22 protein-coding genes are annotated in these 19062 nt (G+C 66.4%); 13 read left to right on the forward strand and 9 right to left on the reverse strand.

The annotated features are described in order from the left end of the window. Positions 1 to 4 precede the first annotated feature (4 nt). The 4 genes from AAFP30_RS17285 to AAFP30_RS17300 are packed head-to-tail and all read right to left on the reverse strand — an operon-like array spanning position 5 to position 5908. Entirely contained in the window at positions 5 to 2386 is a 2382-nt protein-coding gene (locus tag AAFP30_RS17285) for a lysylphosphatidylglycerol synthase domain-containing protein (protein WP_419231200.1), read from the reverse strand. A 6-nt stretch (positions 2387 to 2392) separates the two neighbouring features. Beyond that, a complete protein-coding gene (locus AAFP30_RS17290) occupies positions 2393 to 3145 on the reverse strand; it encodes a succinate dehydrogenase/fumarate reductase iron-sulfur subunit (RefSeq protein ID WP_419231201.1) in 753 nt (250 codons plus the stop codon). A gap of 11 nt (positions 3146 to 3156) precedes the next feature. Next, entirely contained in the window at positions 3157 to 5124 is a 1968-nt protein-coding gene (locus tag AAFP30_RS17295; protein WP_419231202.1) for a fumarate reductase/succinate dehydrogenase flavoprotein subunit, read from the reverse strand. A 1-nt stretch (position 5125) separates the two neighbouring features. After that, entirely contained in the window at positions 5126 to 5908 is a 783-nt protein-coding gene (locus tag AAFP30_RS17300) for a succinate dehydrogenase cytochrome b subunit (RefSeq protein WP_419231203.1), read from the reverse strand. A 531-nt stretch (positions 5909 to 6439) separates the two neighbouring features. Between AAFP30_RS17300 and rpsJ the strand changes: the two genes are divergently transcribed. From rpsJ to AAFP30_RS17365, 13 genes are all read left to right on the forward strand, one after another. Continuing rightward, positions 6440 to 6745 (forward strand): 30S ribosomal protein S10, encoded by a 306-nt coding sequence (gene rpsJ, locus AAFP30_RS17305; RefSeq protein WP_003938093.1) that lies wholly within the window; start codon positions 6440 to 6442, stop codon positions 6743 to 6745. Positions 6746 to 6766: 21 nt separating this feature from the next. Next, entirely contained in the window at positions 6767 to 7423 is a 657-nt protein-coding gene (gene rplC / locus AAFP30_RS17310; protein WP_419231204.1) for a 50S ribosomal protein L3, read from the forward strand. Next, on the forward strand, positions 7420 to 8079 hold the full coding sequence (gene rplD / locus AAFP30_RS17315) for a 50S ribosomal protein L4 (protein ID WP_419231205.1): 660 nt from the start codon (positions 7420 to 7422) through the stop codon (positions 8077 to 8079). The genes rplC and rplD overlap by 4 nt, the downstream gene beginning before the upstream one ends. 2 nt (positions 8080 to 8081) lie before the next feature. Further along, positions 8082 to 8387, forward strand: a complete 306-nt coding sequence (rplW, locus tag AAFP30_RS17320; RefSeq protein WP_419231206.1) for a 50S ribosomal protein L23 — start codon at positions 8082 to 8084, stop codon at positions 8385 to 8387. Between the two features lie 30 nt (positions 8388 to 8417). Then, on the forward strand, positions 8418 to 9254 hold the full coding sequence (gene rplB, locus AAFP30_RS17325) for a 50S ribosomal protein L2 (protein ID WP_419231207.1): 837 nt from the start codon (positions 8418 to 8420) through the stop codon (positions 9252 to 9254). A gap of 21 nt (positions 9255 to 9275) precedes the next feature. Then, complete coding sequence (rpsS, locus tag AAFP30_RS17330) at positions 9276 to 9557, forward strand: 30S ribosomal protein S19 (protein WP_348805557.1); 282 nt, start codon at positions 9276 to 9278, stop codon at positions 9555 to 9557. Next, positions 9557 to 9967 carry a 50S ribosomal protein L22 gene (gene rplV / locus AAFP30_RS17335; protein WP_419231208.1) on the forward strand — a complete coding sequence of 137 codons (411 nt, stop codon included), beginning with the start codon at positions 9557 to 9559 and terminating at the stop codon, positions 9965 to 9967. The genes rpsS and rplV overlap by 1 nt, the downstream gene beginning before the upstream one ends. After that, positions 9967 to 10776 carry a 30S ribosomal protein S3 gene (gene rpsC / locus AAFP30_RS17340; protein ID WP_419231209.1) on the forward strand — a complete coding sequence of 270 codons (810 nt, stop codon included), beginning with the start codon at positions 9967 to 9969 and terminating at the stop codon, positions 10774 to 10776. Before rplV ends, rpsC begins: the two co-directional genes overlap by 1 nt. Before the next feature lie 3 nt (positions 10777 to 10779). Continuing rightward, positions 10780 to 11196: a 50S ribosomal protein L16 gene (gene rplP / locus AAFP30_RS17345; RefSeq protein ID WP_419231210.1), complete on the forward strand. Its 417-nt coding sequence runs from the start codon at positions 10780 to 10782 to the stop codon at positions 11194 to 11196. Continuing rightward, positions 11196 to 11429: a 50S ribosomal protein L29 gene (gene rpmC / locus AAFP30_RS17350; RefSeq protein ID WP_419231211.1), complete on the forward strand. Its 234-nt coding sequence runs from the start codon at positions 11196 to 11198 to the stop codon at positions 11427 to 11429. The genes rplP and rpmC overlap by 1 nt, the downstream gene beginning before the upstream one ends. Then, positions 11426 to 11710, forward strand: a complete 285-nt coding sequence (gene rpsQ, locus AAFP30_RS17355) for a 30S ribosomal protein S17 (protein WP_419231212.1) — start codon at positions 11426 to 11428, stop codon at positions 11708 to 11710. Before rpmC ends, rpsQ begins: the two co-directional genes overlap by 4 nt. A gap of 107 nt (positions 11711 to 11817) precedes the next feature. Continuing rightward, a complete protein-coding gene (locus tag AAFP30_RS17360; RefSeq protein WP_419231213.1) occupies positions 11818 to 13161 on the forward strand; it encodes a cation:proton antiporter in 1344 nt (447 codons plus the stop codon). Beyond that, positions 13137 to 14597 (forward strand): alpha-amylase family glycosyl hydrolase, encoded by a 1461-nt coding sequence (locus tag AAFP30_RS17365; protein WP_419231214.1) that lies wholly within the window; start codon positions 13137 to 13139, stop codon positions 14595 to 14597. The genes AAFP30_RS17360 and AAFP30_RS17365 overlap by 25 nt, the downstream gene beginning before the upstream one ends. Here AAFP30_RS17365 and AAFP30_RS17370 read toward each other — a convergent pair. The 5 genes from AAFP30_RS17370 to AAFP30_RS17390 all read right to left on the reverse strand — a co-directional run bounded on the left by AAFP30_RS17370 (position 14572) and on the right by AAFP30_RS17390 (position 18525). Then, positions 14572 to 15048: a phosphoribosyltransferase gene (locus AAFP30_RS17370; RefSeq protein WP_419231215.1), complete on the reverse strand. Its 477-nt coding sequence runs from the start codon at positions 15046 to 15048 to the stop codon at positions 14572 to 14574. The genes AAFP30_RS17365 and AAFP30_RS17370 overlap by 26 nt on opposite strands. A gap of 33 nt (positions 15049 to 15081) precedes the next feature. Next, positions 15082 to 15444, reverse strand: coding sequence for a GNAT family N-acetyltransferase (locus AAFP30_RS17375; protein WP_419231216.1), 363 nt, complete (start codon positions 15442 to 15444; stop codon positions 15082 to 15084). A 68-nt stretch (positions 15445 to 15512) separates the two neighbouring features. Further along, complete coding sequence (locus tag AAFP30_RS17380; protein ID WP_419231217.1) at positions 15513 to 16349, reverse strand: ABC transporter permease; 837 nt, start codon at positions 16347 to 16349, stop codon at positions 15513 to 15515. Then, on the reverse strand, positions 16346 to 17140 hold the full coding sequence (locus AAFP30_RS17385; protein ID WP_419231218.1) for an ABC transporter permease: 795 nt from the start codon (positions 17138 to 17140) through the stop codon (positions 16346 to 16348). The genes AAFP30_RS17380 and AAFP30_RS17385 overlap by 4 nt, the downstream gene beginning before the upstream one ends. After that, positions 17137 to 18525, reverse strand: a complete 1389-nt coding sequence (locus AAFP30_RS17390; protein WP_419231219.1) for an ATP-binding cassette domain-containing protein — start codon at positions 18523 to 18525, stop codon at positions 17137 to 17139. Before AAFP30_RS17390 ends, AAFP30_RS17385 begins: the two co-directional genes overlap by 4 nt. Positions 18526 to 19062 lie beyond the last annotated feature (537 nt).

The following is a 19062-nucleotide window of genomic DNA, read 5'->3' on the forward strand; positions in this document are numbered from 1 at the left end:
CGGGTCAGATCATGTCGTTGCGGGTCAACCACCCCATCACCGGCCAGCCGATGAGGACCGGCAGCCAGCACGTGAGGATGCGGTAGAGCAGGACCGCGGGCACGGCGACGGCGGTCGGGACACCGAACGCGGCCAGACCGCCGATCAACGCGGCCTCCACCGCGCCGACCCCGCCCGGAGTGGGTGCCGCCGAGGCCAGGGTGCCGCCGATCATCGTCACGACGGTGACGGTCACGAACGAGACGCTGCCGTCGAAGGCGAGCACACTCGCCCACAACGCCAGCGCGGCCCCGAGGGTGGTGGCGGCGCAGCCGAGCGTGATGGTGGCGAGTCGGCGGGGTTCGCGGGCCACCGCGACCAGGTCGGTCAGCACCTCGGCCAGCTTGGGCCGGACGGCGGTGGCCAGCCAACGCCGCAGCGTGGGGACGAACAGGAAGATGCCGACGACGCCCAGCAGGGTGCCGGCGATGAAGTACAGGACCGTGGCCGAGGGCACGAAGTGGGACAGATTCGTCGACGCCCCGGCCAGCAGGGTGAACACGATCAGCAGCACCACATGAACGATCACCTGCATCGTCTGCTGCAAGGCGACAGCCGTCGTCGCGCGCAGGCCACCGAGTCCCGCCTTCTGCAGGAAGCGGGCGCTCAGCGCGAGGCCGCCGACCCCGGCCGGGGTGGTGGTGGCGGCGAACGTGTTCGCGAACTGCATGATGGTCAGCTTGGTGAAGGACGTCAGTGCGTCGGCGCAGGCCCACAGTGCCGCCGCCGCGCCGAGATAGGTGAGCAGCGATGCGCCCAATCCGACGAACGCCCAGGCCCAGTCGACGGTGGCCAGTTCGCTGAAGAAGGTCGGCACCGTGCTGATGAACGGGTAGGCGACGTAGACGAGGGCGACGAGCAGCACGAGCTGGATGACCTGGCCGCGGGTGAACCGGGTGACGGTCTCGGCGGTGATCTCGTCGGCGCCCGTGGCCGTGCGGATCTCGTCGCGCGCCGACGCGAGTACGTGTTTGGGCTCGTCGAGGGTGTCCCGAACGCGCTTCGGCACAGCGGACGCGGTCAACCGCCGGGACGCATGCAGTACCGCGTCCTCGCCGAATGCGGTGATCGCGCCGGCCACCGCGGCCTCCGCGCCGAAGATGTCGGTCGTCGTGGCGAGCAGTTGCGCCATGTCGGACTGCATCGCCACCTCGGTGGCGCCGAACTCGGCGAAACCGAAGCCGCCGAAGCGGACCGCGCCCGCGTCGTCGTGGGTGATCTGCGATGCACGTAGATCACCGTGGGAGACGCCCTGGGCATGCAGACTGCGCAACGCTGCCCAGACGTCATGGGCGGTGGTGGCATCGTCGATCGGAGTCCCGTCGGTGAGGGTGCGGGCGTACATGATCCAGCCGCGGTCCAGGGGGGCCACCGCCAAAGTCCGGCAGTTGGCCAGGTCCATCTCGCCGACCGTGATCGTCATCAGACCGCGATGCTCGACCAGCCGATGCACCGAGAGCTGCAGCGGCGCGGTCTCCTCGGACCGCAGCCGCACCTTGCGCCAGAACTGCCGCAGCGCGCCGCCGCTGCGCTGATTCGGGCCGTAGAGGTCGATGACTGCGCGGCCGCTGTCGCCCCCGAGGTCGGGCGGATGTGTGACGGCGGCGAGGGCCAGTGGGCCGGGCCCGGCGGGGCGGACCACACTCAGGGAGTCGACGACGATCCCGCGTCGACCCAACGCGCGGACCGCCGCGTCGAGTGGCACGACGAGGGCAGGGGTGCCGACCACCCACACCACCAGTGCGCCGATGAACCAGCCGGTGGCCAGCCCGAGGATGGTGCGGGCCGGCACGACGGCGCTGACCACGAGATGGATGGGTACGAACGCCAGCAGCAGCACCCACCAGCGACGTCGCCGATTCGCCGGGAGCCAGGGGCCCGACACCGTGAGCGTCGCGGCGAGCATCCCGATCCAGCGGGGGTCGTCGAGGAACTGGGAGAGCAGCGAGTCGAGGCGCTGTCCGTTGAAGTGCCAGCTGGGGGCGGCGATACCGTTCTCGCTGATCGACAGGACGAGGAAGCTGATCGCGGCCGCGGCACCGTAGGCCCAGAGCATGCGCCACTGTCGTGCCGCCAGCAGACTCACGAGGATCACGAACGGCAACACCAGGATGGCCAGGCCGTAGATCAGATAGACGATGTTGGCCTGCGTGGGCGTCAGCACCCCGACGATGTCGGAGATGGACTGCTCGAGTTCCACCCAGGTGTCGCGGGTGATCAGTGAACTCGCGACGACGACGATGAGTACCGCGGCAGCGAGCACCAGGCGGACGATGTCGTTGGTGCGGTGGGTCAACGGCTGCAGCAGGCTCCCCGAAACGGGTACTTCCCGGCCGTCGACGTTCATCGTGGTTCAGTCTGGCTTACGCCGGAAGCCGAACCGCATCGCCTCCCGGTTCACCGCGGCTACCGCGTTGAGTTCGATGCCGGCCGGGCACACGTCCGCGCACTCCCCGTAGGTGGAGCATGGCCCGAAATCCTGTTCCATCTGGCCGGTGATGGCCCGGGCACGGCGGCCGCGTTCCTGGCGGCCGTAGGTGGTGGCCGCCAGATGCAGCAGTTTCGCGCCGGCGAACAGGTGGGCCGCGCCGTTGGGACAGGCGGCGACACATGCGCCGCAGCCGATGCAGGCGGCGTAGTCGAGGGACTGCTCGCTGGTGTCGTGTGGGGTCAGGGTGCCGTCGGCATCGGTCGCCTGCCCCGCGTTGATCGCGACGTGCCCACCCGCCTCGATCACCCGGTCGAGCGCGCTGCGATCCACCACCAGATCCCGCACCACCGGAAAAGACTTGGCGCGCAACGGTTCCAGCTTCAGGGTCGTGGTGTTCGGCGGGAAATGCCGCAGATGCTGCCGGCACGACGGCGTGTTCGGCGTCGGACCGTGCGGCCGATCGTTGACCATCATCCCGCAGGCGCCGCACACCCCCTCGCGGCAATCGGAGTCGAAGGCGATCGGTTCGACACCCTGGGCGACAAGGTCCTCGTTGAGCCGGTCGAGCACCTCGAGCAGCGACATCTCGGCGGTGGCGTCGTCGACGACGTAGGTCTCGAAATGCCCGTCCGCGTCATGGTTCGGTTGCCGCCACGCCTCGATCGTGATGCGCATTCTCTCCACCCCTACTGGTAGTTCCGGGTCTGCAACGGGGCCGCGGTGAACGACAGCGGCTCCCGATGGCGCACCTGCCGCCCATCGGGCGTGGTCTCCCAGGCCGACGCGAAACACCAGTGGTCGTCGTCGCGTAGTGCCTCACCGTTGTTCGTCTGGTGGTCGACGCGGAAGTGCGCGCCGCACGATTCGTCACGGTCGAGCGCGTCGATGCACATCAGTTCGGCGAGTTCGAGGAAGTCGGCGACCCGTCCGGCGTGTTCGAGTTCCTGGTTGAACGATCCGGCGGTGCCGGTCACCCGCAGATCCGACCAGAACTCGGCGGTGAGCACACGGATGTCGTCGATGGCCTCCGACAGCGACTCGACGCTGCGGGATACCCCGCAACCCCGGTAGAGGATCTCGCCGAGCCGTCGGTGGAAGGTGGCCGGCCCCTGGGTGCCGCCGATCGAGGTCAGCCGGGCGATGCGGTCGGACACCGCGGACGCGGCGGCGGTCACCGCCGGATCGTCCTGCGCGAGTGCCGGTTCGCCGAGGTGGCCGGCCAGATAGTCGGGGACCGAGTAGGGGAGGGTGAACCAGCCGTCGACGCAGGCCGAGAGCAATGAGTTGGCGCCCAGCCGGTTGGCGCCGTGATAACCCCAGCCCACCTCGCCACCGACGAACAACCCGGGGATCGACGTCATCTGGTCGTAGTCGCACCACAGGCCGCCCATGGTGAAATGCGCGGCCGGCGCGATTCGCATCGGCACCTCGTACGGGTCCTCGCCGGTCGCGTCGTGGTACATCGAGAAGAGGTTGCCGTAGCGCTCGGCGATGGTGGCCTTCCCGAGTCGGCCGAGCGCGTCGGCGAAGTCGAGGTAGACGCTGTTGTGCAGGGGTCCGACGCCGTGACCGGTCTCGATCTGTTCGCGGGCGGCACGCGACGCGACATCGCGCGGGGTGAGGTTGCCGTAGGTGGGGTACTTGCGTTCCAGGTAGTAGTCGCGGTCGGCCTCCGGGATGTCGCGGGGCGGCCGGTCGTCACCGGCAGTGCGCGGCACCCAGATCCGGCCGTCGTTGCGCAGCGACTCGCTCATCAGCGTCGTCTTCGACTGCCACGGAGCGCTGACCGGCAGGGCCGTCGGATGGAACTGCACGAACGACGGCGAGGCGAAATATGCCCCGCGCCGATGCGCCCGCCACGATGCGGTGGCGTTGCAGTTGCGGGCCAGCGTCGACTGGTAGTAGACGGTGCCGTAGCCGCCGGTCGCCAGCACCACCGCGTGGGCGGTCTGCGCGGTGATCGCACCGGTCACCAGGTCACGCGCGACGATGCCCTGCGCGCGGCCGTCGGCGACGATGAGGTCGAGCATCTCGTGGCGCGTGTGCAGGGTGACGGTACCCGCGGCGACCTGCCGCAACAGCGCCTGCGACGCCGCGACCTGCAACTGCTGACCGGTCTGGCCGCGGGTGTAGTAGGTGCGCGACACCTGTACGCCGCCGAAGCTGCGGGTGGCCAGTGCGCCGCCGTACTCGCGGGCGAACGGCGCGCCGATCGCGTTGAGATGGTCGATGACGCGGATCGATTCCTCGGCGAGCCGGAACGCGTCGGCCTCGCGGCCGCGGAAGTCGCCGCCCTTGACGGTGTCCACGACGAACCGGTGGATGGAGTCGTTGTCGACCTTGCGGGCGCGGGCGGAGTTGATGCCGCCCTGCGCGGCGACGCTGTGGGCGCGGCGCGGGGCGTCGTGAAAGGTGAAGGAATGCACGTGGTAGCCGAGTTCACCGAGCGCGGCGGCGCAGCCGGCGCCGGCGAGCCCGGTACCGACGACGATGACGCTGAACTTGCGCCGGTTGAGCGGACCCACGAGTTTGTACGAGTCGCGTCGTCGCTGCCAGGCGGTCGCCGGGTCGCCGTCGGTCAGACCCGAGGTGAGGTCGTGGCCGACGGACCGCAGGTCGTCAATGTGCCGGGAGGTCGGGCGGGCGTGGGTCATCTCAGCTCACCACCCCGGTCAGGACCGCGATCGGGATGGTGATGTTGCCGATCATCACCGCCGCTGCCAGCAGGAAGGCGATCGCCGCACCGGCCTGCCGCACCCGATGACCGGTGGCACCGAGGTCGTTGACCACGCTCCACAGCCCGTGCACCAGATGGATGCCGAGCAGCACCATCACCACGACGTAGAACAGGGCCACCGGCCAGCGCTGAAAGCTCTCCACCAGGTTGTGGTAGGCGTGCGAACTCTGCTCGGTGGTGGAGATGAACTCGTCGCTGGCGACGGGCCGGGTGCCGGTGGTCAGGTCGAGGATGTGGAACACGATGAAGACCAGCAGGACGATGCCGGTGTAGGGCATCAATGTCGCGGGCAGCCGTCTCCAGCTCATGCCCTTGCGTCGATACCGCCCTTTGGCCCGGTGCGCCCGGCCGATCAGCAGGAACGACGCAGCGACATGGGCGAGCAGGCACAGCAGTAGCACGGTGCGGAAGATCCACAGCATGCCCTCGTAGGGGAGCAGGGGTTCGAGCAGGGTGCGCAGCCAGTGGGCGTACGCGTCGAAATGTTCGGCCCCGGTGTAGACCTTGAGGTTGCCGATCATGTGGACCAGCACGAACAGGGCAAAGACCGTTCCGGTCAGCGCCATGGTGACCTTGAGGGTGACGTTGCTCGGCCGCGGTCTGCGGATGGTTGTCGCGGTCCGGTCGACGCGCGGTGTGGGGATCGGACCGTCCGCGTCGTCGATGTCGTGGGCGGCGTCTGGTGGAACAACCGTGCTCATGGGCAGGCCTTCGGTGTCGGCTCGGGGCTGGCGAGCCGGATTCGGGTCCCTGGGGCGAGACTAAGACGCAGGCGCCGTCGACGCGCGCCGAATCGCCGATCGGTGGCCTCGTCGTGACCGGGAACGGCCGTCCGGAAGCGGTCCGATCAGGGTCGGATTTGAATCCACCCCCCGACCTGGTGCATACTTGTCGGGTTGCCTTGACCGGTGGACGCGGGTTTTTCTGCGGCCTCCGATCGGGTGAATGACTCTCAGGCTTCCGAAAACCGGAGCTGGGCGTGTAACTCATGCGCTGGACCAGCCACGCTGGCACAGAGGTTATGGCACGACACGCCCGACCGCGGGTGCCGGAGCACAACGGGTTCGCGTCTGACGCGAGCCAACGTACAACGATAGATGAACAGCGTCGATCCCCGTATCTCACACGGGTGGTCATGTGCCCACCGGCCATCGAGCCGGCCCCTCGCCGGGGGAACCAAGTGGTCACGCGGTGTTTGTCTGTCGAGAACAACTGACGGAAGAGGACACAGCGTGGCGGGACAGAAGATCCGCATCAGGCTCAAGGCCTACGACCACGAGGCGATCGACGCTTCGGCGCGCAAGATCGTGGAAACCGTGACCCGTACCGGGGCACGTGTGGTCGGCCCGGTGCCGTTGCCCACTGAAAAGAACGTGTATTGCGTCATCCGTTCGCCGCATAAGTACAAGGACAGCCGCGAACACTTCGAGATGCGCACTCACAAGCGACTCATCGACATCCTCGACCCGACGCCGAAGACGGTTGACGCGCTCATGCGCATCGACCTGCCGGCCAGCGTCGACGTCAACATCCAGTAGGCGGGGGGGCGAGAAGAAATCATGAGTAATCAAAGCGCGACCAAGGGCATCCTGGGCACCAAGCTCGGCATGACCCAGGTCTTCGACGAGAACAACCGTGTCGTTCCGGTGACTGTCATCCAGGCCGGACCGAACGTCATCACCCAGCTCCGTACCGCGGACCGCGACGGCTACACCGCCGTGCAGCTCGCCTACGGCGCCATCGACCCGCGCAAGGTCTCCCAGCCGGTCGCCGGGCAGTACGCCAAGGCCGGGACCACCCCGCGTCGTCACCTCGCCGAGATCCGCATCGCGGACGTCTCCGAGCTCGAGATCGGCCAGGAGCTGACCGCCGAGATCTTCGAGACCGGCACCAAGGTCGACGTGACCGGTACCTCCAAGGGCAAGGGCTTCGCCGGCGTCATGAAGCGCCACGGCTTCGCCGGTCTGGGCGCCAGCCACGGCGTGCACCGCGTGCACCGCGCACCCGGCTCGATCGGTGGCTGCGCCACCCCGGGTCGCGTGTTCAAGGGCATGCGCATGGCCGGCCGGATGGGTAACGACAACGTGACCACGCAGAATCTGACCGTGCACAAGGTCGACGCCGACGCCGGTCTGCTGTTGATCAAGGGCGCGATCCCCGGCCGCAAGGGCGGCATCGTGGTGATCCGCGACGCAGTGAAGGGTGGTGCGAAGTGAGCACCGACGCAACAACAACCAAGTTGACGCTCGACGTGAAGGCGGCCGACGGCTCGACCAACGGCACCGTTGATCTGCCCGCCGCACTGTTCGACGCACCGGCCAACATCGCACTGATGCACCAGGTCGTCGTCGCACAGCAGGCCGCGGCCCGCCAGGGCACTCACGCGACCAAGACGCGCGCTCAGGTCAGCGGTGGCGGCGCCAAGCCGTACCGCCAGAAGGGCACCGGCCGCGCCCGCCAGGGTTCGACCCGCGCACCGCAGTTCGCCGGTGGTGGCGTCGTCCACGGTCCGCAGCCGCGTGATTACAGCCAGCGCACCCCCAAGAAGATGAAGGCCGCCGCCCTGCGCGGAGCCCTCTCCGACCGGGCGCGCAACGAGCGCATCCACGTGATCACCGAACTGGTGGCCGGGCAGACCCCGTCGACCAAGTCGGCTCGGGTGTTCCTCGAGGCGCTGAGTGATCGTCGCAAGTTCCTGGTGGTGCTCGGCCGTGAGGACGTCGCCGCATGGAAGAGCGTCGCGAATCTGGACAACGTGCTCCCGATCGCGCCGGATCAGCTGAACACCTACGACGTCCTGGATTCCGACGAGATCGTGTTCAGCGTCGAGACGCTCAACGCGTTCATCTCGCAAAACCAGAAGGAGGCGTGAGTATGGCTACCCATGCTGACCCGCGCGACATCATCCTGGCGCCGGTGATCTCGGAGAAGAGCTACGGGCTCATCGAGGACAACGTGTACACGTTCCTCGTGCACCCGGACTCGAACAAGACGCAGATCAAGATCGCGGTCGAGAAGATCTTCGACGTCACCGTCACCAGCGTCAACACCGCCAACCGTCAGGGCAAGCGCAAGCGCACGCGCTTCGGCTACGGCCAGCGCAAGTCGACCAAGCGCGCGATCGTGACGCTGGCCGCCGACAGCAAGCCCATCGAGATCTTCGGGGGACCGGTCAGCTGACCGGGACTCGAGAGTTGAGGGACTAGAGACATGGCAATTCGTAAGTACAAGCCGACGACCCCGGGTCGTCGTGGTGCCAGCGGCGCCGATTTCGCCGAGGTCACCCGTGACCATCCGGAGAAGTCGCTCGTTCGTCCGCTGCACGGCCGCGGTGGCCGCAATGCGCACGGTCGGATCACCACCCGTCACAAGGGTGGCGGTCACAAGCGCGCCTACCGGCTGATCGATTTCCGTCGCAACGACAAGGACGGCATCAACGCCAAGGTCGCGCACATCGAGTACGACCCCAACCGCACCGCGCGTATCGCGCTGCTGCACTACGTGGACGGCGAGAAGCGCTACATCATCGCCCCCAAGGGTCTGAACCAGGGCGACGTGGTGGAGAGCGGCGCGACCGCCGACATCAAGCCGGGAAACAACCTGCCGCTGCGCAACATCCCGACCGGTACCCAGGTGCACGCCGTCGAGCTGCGTCCGGGTGGCGGCGCCAAGATGGCCCGCTCGGCCGGCGCCTCGATCCAGCTGCTCGGCAAGGAGGGCGCCTACGCGACCCTGCGTATGCCGTCCGGTGAGATCCGTCGCGTCGACGTGCGCTGCCGCGCCACTGTCGGCGAGGTCGGCAACGCCGAGCAGAGCAACATCAACTGGGGCAAGGCTGGCCGTATGCGCTGGAAGGGCAAGCGCCCGACCGTCCGCGGTGTCGTGATGAACCCGGTCGACCACCCGCATGGTGGTGGTGAGGGCAAGACCTCCGGTGGTCGCCACCCGGTCAGCCCGTGGGGTCAGCCTGAGGGCCGCACCCGTAAGAACAAGTCCAGCGACAAGCTGATCGTCCGCCGCCGTCGTACCGGCAAGAACAAGCGATAAGAAACAGGAGGAGGTAGAAGAATGCCACGCAGCCTCAAGAAAGGCCCGTTCGTCGACGACCACCTTCTGAAGAAGGTCGATGTTCAGAACGAGAAGGGCACGAAGCAGGTCATCAAGACCTGGTCGCGCCGTTCGACCATCATCCCGGATTTCATCGGACACACCTTCGCCGTCCACGACGGCCGCAAGCATGTCCCGGTGTTCATCTCGGACAACATGGTCGGGCACAAGCTGGGCGAGTTCGCCCCCACCCGCACCTTCAAGGGTCACATCAAGGATGACCGGAAAGCGAAGCGCCGCTAATGACTACGCAGACCGAGAATCCCACGGCGAAGGCCACCGCCAAGCACGTGAGCGTGACGCCGATGAAGGCGCGTCGTGTGATCGCACTGATCCGCGGCAAGAACGTCGACGAGGCCCTGGACATCCTGCGGTTCGCCCCGCAGTCGGCGTCCGAGCCCGTGTACAAGGTGTTGGCCAGCGCTGTCGCCAACGCGGAGAACAACCTGGGACTGGATCGTCGGACCCTGGTCGTGCACACCGCATTCGCCGATGAGGGCGCAACCCTGAAGCGGTTCCAGCCGCGTGCACAGGGCCGCGCGTTCCGCATCCGCAAGCGCACCAGCCACATCACCGTCGTCGTCGAGAGCCTGCCCGAAAAGGCACCGGCCGGCCGTGCGCGTTCGCGTCAGCCGAAGAAGGGAGCCCAGTAGTGGGACAGAAAATCAACCCGCACGGCTTCCGTCTGGGCATCACCACGGGATGGAACTCGCGGTGGTACGCCGACAAGCAGTACGCGGACTACGTGAAGGAAGACGTCGCCATCCGCAAGCTCCTCTCGCAGGGGCTCGAGCGGGCCGGCATCTCCAAGGTGGAGATCGAGCGCACCCGGGATCGGGTTCGCGTCGACATCCACACCGCCCGTCCGGGCATCGTCATCGGTCGCCGTGGCGCCGAGGCCGACCGGATCCGTGGCGACCTGGAGAAGCTGACCGCCAAGCAGGTGCAGCTGAACATCCTCGAGGTCAAGAACCCCGAGTCGGATGCGCAGCTCGTCGCGCAGGGTGTCGCCGAGCAGCTGAGCAACCGCGTGGCGTTCCGCCGCGCGATGCGTAAGGCCATCCAGTCGGCGATGCGTCAGCCGAACGTGAAGGGCATCCGGGTCCAGTGCTCGGGTCGCCTCGGCGGTGCAGAAATGAGCCGCAGTGAGTTCTACCGCGAGGGACGCGTGCCGCTGCATACGCTGCGCGCCGACATCGACTACGGACTCTATGAAGCCAAGACCACCTTCGGCCGGATCGGTGTGAAGGTGTGGATCTACAAGGGTGACATCGTCGGTGGACGTCGCGAGCTGACCGCAGCTGCGCCGGCCGCCGAGGACCGTCGTCCGCGCCGTCCCAGCCGTCCGCGTCGCAGCGGTGCCTCGGGCACCACCGCCACGAGCACCGATGCGGGTCGTGCCGCTGATGCTCCGGCTTCGGAAGCGACTGCGGCTGCGGGTAGCACAGAGAAGGAGGGCTGATCCATGCTGATCCCCCGTCGGGTCAAGCACCGCAAGCAGCACCACCCCAGCCTGAAGGGTCAGGCCACGGGCGGCACCAAGGTCACGTTCGGTGATTTCGGCATCCAGGCTCTGGAGAGCGCCTACATCACCAACCGTCAGATCGAGTCCGCTCGTATCGCCATCAACCGGCACATCAAGCGTGGCGGCAAGGTGTGGATCAACATCTTCCCGGACCGTCCGCTGACCAAGAAGCCTGCCGAAACCCGCATGGGTTCCGGTAAGGGTTCGCCGGAATGGTGGGTCGCCCCGGTCAAGCCGGGTCGCGTGCTGTTCGAGATGACCTACCCCAGTGAGGAGATTGCTCGCGAGGCCCTGCGCCGTGCGCAGCACAAGCTCCCGATCAAGACCCGAATCGTGACCAGAGAGGAGCAGTTCTGATGGGACTCGGAGTTGCTGCGTCCGAACTGCGCGATCTCAACGACACCGATCTGGTCGATCGCCTGAAGGAGTCGAAGGAAGAGCTGTTCAACCTTCGCTTCCAGATGGCCACCGGCCAGCTCGACAACAACCGTCGCCTGCGGACCGTGCGTCGCGAGATCGCCCGGATCTACACCGTGATGCGCGAGCGTGAGCTTGGTCTGGCGTCGGGACCGGAAGGTGATGACGCATGAGTGAGGACCAAGAAGTGACGACAACGCAGGCACGTGCCAGCCGCAAAGAGCGGATCGGCTACGTCGTGAGCGACAAGATGACCAAGACCATCGTGGTCGAGCTGGAAGATCGTAAGCGCCACGCGCTCTACGGCAAGATCATCCGGACCACGAGCAAGGTCAAGGCCCATGACGAGCAGGAGATCGCCGGTATCGGCGACCGCGTGCGGATCATGGAGACCCGCCCGCTGTCGGCGACCAAGCACTGGCGCCTCGTCGAGGTGATGGAGAAGGCCAAGTAAGGCACTCTCCCAACGCAATACATGCGGACGGCCCGTTCCCCAATGGGGAGCGGGCCGTTTGTCATTGCTGAATAATCTCCTCTCATGACCCGAATGGGCGAGCCACGATGACCGACGCCGTTCTCGCCGTACTCTGCCTGCTGATCCTGCTGTGGGCGATCACGTCGCAACTGCTCTCCCGCCACGATGTCACCGGCCCGCTGCTGTTCGTCGTCGCCGGGTACGTGCTGGCCAATCCGACGTGGGGTGTGCTCGACGTCGACGTCGACACATCGTTGGTGCATAGGCTCGCCGAGCTCACCCTCGCACTCGTCCTGTTCACCGACGCGTCCCGGGTCGACGTCGGGGGACTACGAAAAGCGGTACGGGTGCCGGCCCGGCTGCTGTTGATCGGCCTGCCGCTGACCATGCTGTTGGGCACGCTCGGCGCGTACTGGTGCTTCGGCGGCATCGGTTGGGCGCTCGCGCTGTTCGTGGGTGCGTCACTCGCGCCGACCGACGCTGCGCTGAGCGTGCAGCTGATCAACGACGAGCGGATCCCGCAGCGGTTGCGGCTGGCCCTCAACGTGGAGAGTGGACTCAATGACGGCATCGCGACACCGGTGGTGACCCTGGCGATCGCGCTCGCCGGGACATCGATGGGCCTGAGTTCGGGGGAACACGTCACCGTCGGCGACGCGGGCGTCGAGTTGCTGCTCGGAGTGGCGATCGGCGTCGTGGTCGGCGCGGTGTCGGCGTGGGCGATCAACATGTCGGCGAGGCAAGGACTCTCGTCGGCCTCCACCCGCCGGATCGCCACCCTCGCGGTCGCGATCGGGGTGTTTCTGCTGGCGCTCGCGGTGGAGGGCAACGGGTTCATCGCGGCGTTCGTGGCGGGCATGACGTTCGGCTATATCGTGCGCCGACCGATTTCCAGTGGGTCCGAGGAGTCCGACAAGGCCATCGACGACAGCGACGGGACCGCCCTGGAGGTGCTGCCCGAGCTCGGCGGCGAGCTGCTGGCCCTGATGGTCTGGTTCCTGTTCGGTGCCGCGCTCATCCCGCTGGTGCTGCAGGTCGTCGAGGCCGGTGATCTGCTGCTCATGCTCGCGTATGCGGTGCTGAGTCTGACGGTGTTCCGGATGGTGCCGGTGGTGTTGTCGTTGCTCGGGTCCGGACTGTCCGCGCGGGACGTGGCGATCGTCGGCTGGTTCGGTCCGCGCGGACTCGCGTCGGTGGTGTTCGGGTTGCTCGGCGTGGAGGCGCTGGCCGGGTCGACGGCGCAGACCGCGGTCGCCGCGATCGGCACGACCGTCTTCCTCAGCGTGATCGCGCACGGGGTGACAGCCGGACCGGTGGCACGGCGGTATCCGGCCGAGGCCGCCGGCGTCGCCGACGAGGTCGCCGAGGCCGGCGCGGTGACCGTGCGCTCGCGAGGCATGCTCGTGTGGCGGCACGGATCGACGCGGTGACCGCCCGGCCCGGTCGACGGCTGCCGCCGTCGCCGCTCATCTACGAGATCAACACCTGGCCGTGGCTCACCGAGCTGTCGACGCGCGAGGGTCGGGACGTGGACCTCGGCTCGGTGCCCGGCATCGAGTGGGATCGGTTGGCCACGTTGGGGTTCGACGCGGTCTGGATGATGGGGGTGTGGCGGCGCAGCGTGGTCGGTGTCGAGATCGCGCTGGCCGATGCGGCCCTGATGGAGTGGTTCGCCGACAGTTTGGCCGGGTTCACGCCCGACGACGTCGTCGGCTCGCCCTACAGTGTGGCCGACTATGTCGTCGACGAACATCTTGGCGGCCCCGACGGGCTTGCCGTGGCGCGGGCGGAGTTGGCGCGCCGCGGCATCGGGCTGATCCTCGACTATGTGCCCAATCATGTTGCGCCGGATCATTCCTGGACCGCCGATCCGACGGCGTTCATCACCGGCAGCGCCGACGACCTGGCGCAGCATGGTGATTCGTTCGTCGCTGTCGGCGACGCCGTGCTGGCCAACGGGCGCGACCCGTACTTCCCGGCGTGGCAAGACACCGTGCAGGTCAACGCCTTCAGTCCGGTGCTGCGGGAGCTCACGATCGACGCCGTGCGGGCCATCGCGACGCGGTGCGACGGCGTGCGGTGCGACATGGCGATGCTGATGATGAACGACGTGTTCGCCCGCACCTGGGGTGATCGGGCGGGACCGCGGCCGGCCGACGAGTTCTGGCCGCGGGTGATCGCCGCAGTGCGCGCCGATCACCCGGAGTTCCGGTTCATCGCCGAGGCGTACTGGGACACCGAGTCGGCGCTCGCCGCACAGGGTTTCGACCACTGCTATGACAAATCGCTCTACGACACACTGGTCCACGAACCGTCGGTGTTGTGGGCGCGGCTCCCGGAGGATGCCTCTGCGCAGCGAAAGCTGTTGCGGTTCATCGAGAATCACGACGAGCCGCGGGCATCGAGGGTATTCGGCGAGCGGGACCGGCTGGCTGCGGTCGTCACGCTGACCCAGATCGGTGCGCGTCTGATCCACCACGGCCAGATCGAGGGTCGCCGCATCCGGGTCCCGGTGCAGCTGAGACGCTTTCCCGACGAACCCGTCGACGCCGACCGTGCGGTGTTCTATCGGGCGTTGCTCGGGGCGCTGGCCGACGAGACGTTCCGGGCGGGGGAGTGGCGGCGGTGTGCGAGCGACGGCGATGTGGTGGCGTGGTCGCGCAGCGGCCCGGGGCACTGGGTGGTCGCGGTCAACGTCGGCGACGACGTGGCTTCGGGAACGTTGGCCGCCCCGATCGAAGCGCAGTGGGAGAACCCGCTGACCGGTGAGGTGCTCCGGCCACGTGATGATCGGCTCCGCGTGTCGCTCGGTCCCTGGGGGTGGCAGCTCTACCGGGCGATCACTCCGTCGACCACGGAAAGTTGATCCACTTGTCGGTGGTCCGCCAGCAGTAGTCGGGGGCGGTGATGGTGTGCGGCTTCTGGTAGATCACCGCGTTGCGGACCTCGGCGACTCGTCCCTGTTGCTCGCAGTAGTCGTCGACGAGTTTCAGTGTCTTGCCGGAGTCGGCGACGTCGTCGACCACCAGCACCCGCTGATCGATGAGCCCACTGGATTCGAGTAGCGACGGCAGCATCACCGGTTCGGCCAGCGTCTCCCCGACACCGGTGTAGAACGCCACGTTGAGCGAGATGAGCCGCTTGCAGTCGAGGGCGTAGGCCAGGGCGCCGGCGGGGATGAGGCCGCCGCGGGCGATCCCCAGAATGATGTCCGGGACGAAACCGTCGTCGAGAACGAGTCGTGCCAGCTCACGGCAGGCCTGTCCGTTGAGTTCCCAGGTGAGGATCTCGCGTTCGGCGGGTGGCGGTGCGGTCATGTGCTCACTCTGCCAAGAGTTCGCGGCGACCGCTCAGTTGTTGAGAGCCTTCTTGAGCCAGGCCAGCACCTCGGGCGTGACCGGATGGGCGGCCTCGGCATAGTCCGGGTGTTTGGTGAGAAACGCCGCGACCAGTGGGCAAACCCCGACGATGATCCGGCCGTTGCTGCGGGTGTCGTCGAGTGCCTCCTGCACCAGGATCGTGCCCAGACCACGCCCACCGAACTCCTCGGCGACCTCGGTGTGGAAGAAGATCCGCTCGGCGCTGCCGTCCGGCGCGGTGCGATCGCGGTACTGGGTGAAACCGGCGGTCTGATCGTCGGTCGCGATCTCGTAGCGCTGGGCGGCGGGATTGTCGGTGACGGTGGCGGTGGCTCCGGTTTTGTCGGTGGGCATCTGATCAGCGTAGGCGACCGACGCCCGCCCGCAGAACTACTGACGAACTGTCGGCGGTGGTGACGAAATCAACGAGCGGTCGCCGCTTTTCGGTAACCGCGAAGTGCCGGAACGGCGCAGATCACCACGACGACAACCGTCCAGATGATCACTTTGATCAAGTTCGCGGTGATCGGTCCGCCCGACGCCATCGCGCGCATCACCTCGATGGCGGGCGTCATCGGCTGATTCTCGACGATCGGTTGCAGCCACGCGGGGTAGGCGTCGACAGGACTGAATCCCGAATTGAAGAACATCAGCACACTCGAGAACAGTGAGAGCAACGGCACCAAGGTCACGCTGGGCCGAGTACTGACTGACACGGTCAAAACAAAAGTCGAGAACGCCAGCCCGAACAGGAGCGCGACACCGAGAATACCGAGAACAGCGAGGGGTCCCTGAGTGAAACGGAAACCGATGCCGAGTCCGGCGATCAACAGCAGCACACTCGTGATGACGATGCGGACCACCTCGCAGCCCAGTCGTGAGGTGAGGTCCGCCGCCCGATTGATCGGAAGTACGTACAGACGGCCGAGGAGTCCGGTGGCGCGTTCCTGATTGAGGCGTACCCCGCTCGCGATAGAGCCGAACATCGCGCTGACGAGAATCACGAGGGGAACTGTTCCGTACGCGCTGTTGGAGCCAGTGGCAGAGCCGATGGCGTCCCCCAGAACGACCTTGAACATGACCATCGTCAGCGCCGGAACCACCAGTATCTGCAACACTGTTGCGCGGTCGCGAAAGAGGACGAGCACTTGACGTCCAGTCAGGACCATACTCTGGACGGCCCACGCCCTGAGTGTGCCTTCGGATTGGGCAGGGTCCTCGGTATCGCGATCGGTGGCCACCCGGGCGGTCGTGGTCATCGCGTCACCTTCCGAACGCCCAGATACATCATCGCCACAGCCGCCACGGCCAGGCCGATACACCACCAGACGGTGGGCATCAACACGGACGCGGTTACGTTGCCCTCGTTGAGAGCGCGCATCGAATTCGTGAACTGCGAAATCGGCTGATTACGCACAAATGGGGCGATCCACGACGGGAACTGGCTCTCCGGCACGAATCCTGTCGACAGCATTCCGAGAATCAGGATCGGCAGGGTGAGCGCCTGGCTGGTGGCCTCTGGGCTGTTTGCGAGAAGTCCGATAGCGTCGGCGATCAGCGCCATCAACATTCCGACGACGACAGCGACCAAATACAGTCCGACAGTGTCGACTGGGCCGCCGTGCGGTCGCCAGCCGATGACCAGGCACGCGATGGTGGCGCAGGCGAGTGAGATCGCCAGTAGGGCGGTGTTGGTCGCCAGTCGTGCGATCACGGGTAAGGAAGTCGGGATGGGGAGAGCTCGCAGACGGGTGCTGATTCCTTTGGTGCCGTCGAGGGACGAGCGCATCGCTGCCGACGAGGCCATAAAACCGACGGACTGCAGCATGATGATCGGCATGAGGAACTCCGCATAGTCCATGCCGGGGGTCTGATCCATGATGGAACGCAGCGGGAGATAGAAGCAGACGGTGAGGAATACCGGTGAGATAAGCGCAAAGATGATCTCACCGTTGCGGACCATCCCGCTCAGCCCGCGGCTCGTCAACGCTGCCAGTTGACCTCGGGTTTGGATCTGCGCGGTAGTGGTGTCGGGTTCGTGGACGGTCATCTCGCGACAGTCCGTTGTTCGGGGTCGGTGAGGGCGAGGAAGACCTCGTCGAGTGTGGGCCGGCGAAGCGCGACGTCAGACAGGCGGATACCCGCATCGTCGGTGCGCCGCACCACCTCCACCAAGGTCTCAGCCCCGTTGCGAGCCGGGACTGACAACGAGTAGGTGTTTTGCGGGGTTTCGTCGGATTCCGGCACCGGTCGGTCATCGGCGTCGCCGATCAGGTCGCCGAGCAGCGCACGCAGACGTGGAAGTTCGTCCATGTGAGCCGGGGTGACTTCACAGTACGACGACCCGGTCTGCTCCTTGAGTTGGTCGGCGGTGCCCTCGGCGATGACTTGCCCGTGGTCGATCACGACGATGCTGTCGCTCAGCGCATCCGCCTCCTCGAGGTACTGAGTGGTCAACAAGGTGGTCACTCCGCGTTGACGCAAACCGTCGACGAGTCGCCACACCTCTTGGCGGCTGCGCGGATCGAGACCGGTTGTCGGCTCATCGAGGAATACCACTTTCGGCATCGTCACCAACCCGCACGCGATATCGATGCGACGGCGCATTCCGCCCGAGTACTCGCGCACCATCCGGTTGGCCGCGGCGGAAAGGTCGAACTGGTCGAGCAGGTCGGTAGCCCGCTGTTGCGCCTCGGATTTCGACAAGCCGAGTAGCCGCCCAAAGAGAACGAGATTCTCTTTTCCGGTCAGCGATTCATCAAGCGCTGCGAACTGCCCGGTGAGCATGATCGAACGACGCACTGCGGCGGGATCGTCGAGGACACTGTGGCCGGCCACCGTCGCCGACCCACCGTCGGGCACCAATAGTGTGCAGAGCATGTTCACGACGGTCGTCTTGCCGGCACCGTTGGGCCCTAGCAGCGCAACTATGGAGCCCGTGGGCACGACGAAGCTGACGCTTTCGACGGCCACCATGTCCTTGAACTTCTTGTTCAGGCCGTTGATCTCGATTGCGTTGGGGGGAGCGGTCGGAGCTTGCGGGACGGTCGGCGCGACCGGAACGGACGAGGCGGTCTGTGTCGATGACGAGGGTGCGACGCGGGCCGAGGTCGGTACTTCGGATTCGACATGCCGTACGGACGGTTCAGGCTTGGACAGGTCGAGGGTGGAGGTGACCGAGATCTCAGGCGGCGGCGGATCGGTGAGGGTATTGATGAGCCACTGGGATCCAACACCGTCCGGGGCGGCGTGCCGACCGACGTGCGATCGGTGCTCGGTTCGCCGGGGCTCGCCCGAACCTGCCCGCAGCGGATCTGGCGTCGGCAGGCCTGTCGAGTCCGGATCCGCCGAGTGCAGAAGTGGTGTGACGTGCTTTGACGTGTTCAGATCGCCTTGCCGAGGGTCATCGGGAGCGAGTCCACTAGCCAGGGCCACATCATCACGGTTCCTCGCTGGCACTCGTGACGTGTCGGACATATCGCTCCTTTTCGGCAGGACTGACTGTCGCACGTGTCCCTGGCCTCTTCAACATACGCAGTTGGTGTGGGGAACGCGACGTCGCCACGCTCAATCGAGTACTGGCGATTCGGACGCGTGACGGGGTGGCTCCCCTTCGCGTAGCGCACTACTCGGTTCACGAAGACTGCTGCATTCCACACTGTTGTGACAACCGCGCTCGGGCGGCCAGACGTTACGCCGTTCGCTCGAACGACTGAAGATTGGCAGATTTTTCGGTGAGATCGCGACATCTCGACATTGGGTGTAACACACTGGACCGTGGAATCGAAATACTGAACTGAGGATCTGTTGGAACTGATGGAACTATTACCCTGACCACGAGTGAAACCTGAGATACCGCTGCCGACATTTTGAAGTCCTGAACGCATAATGCGACTCTGGTCTGGCCGCCCCGGGGACGAAAGAGGTGTTGATACGTGAGGAAGCGGGCATTTGTGGTCTCAAAGGAGGGTT

This window comes from Gordonia sp. CPCC 205515 (assembly GCF_048537925.1).
GTDB lineage: Bacteria > Actinomycetota > Actinomycetes > Mycobacteriales > Mycobacteriaceae > Gordonia.